The following is a 398-nucleotide window of genomic DNA, read 5'->3' as shown; positions in this document are numbered from 1 at the left end:
CTTTAGTACATTAGCTTATATTTCAATCTTTTTAATTACTTTGGCTGGATTACCACCTACTACTACATTATCTGGTACATCTTTAATAACTACTGCACCTGATGCGATAACAACATTATCTCCTACTGTTACTCCTGGATTTATGACTGCACTTCCGCCAATCCATACATTGTTTCCAAAAGTAATCGGTTTTGCGTATTCTTTACCTGAATTACGTTCAGTTGGGTTAATAGGATGTGTCGCTGTGTAAATTTGTACTCCAGGTGCGAGCATACAATTATCCCCAAACCGCACTTCGCAAACATCTAAGATCGTACAGTCAAAGTTCGCAAAGAAATTTTCGCCTACATATGTGTTATAGCCATAGTCAAATCTAATGTTTGTCTCCATCTACACGC

Annotated in this window: 1 pseudogene; it reads right to left on the bottom strand. The window is 37.7% G+C overall.

The features are described from left to right. Nucleotides 1-15: 15 nt before the first annotated feature. Nucleotides 16-390, bottom strand: a pseudogene (locus KH400_RS21780) (DapH/DapD/GlmU-related protein); the annotation flags it as partial. Nucleotides 391-398: the final 8 nt, after the last annotated feature.

This window comes from Desertibacillus haloalkaliphilus (assembly GCF_019039105.1).
Classification (GTDB): domain Bacteria; phylum Bacillota; class Bacilli; order Bacillales; family KJ1-10-99; genus Desertibacillus; species Desertibacillus haloalkaliphilus.
The sequence above is the reverse complement of the archived record's forward strand: the minus strand, read 5'-3'. Positions and strand labels throughout refer to the sequence as shown.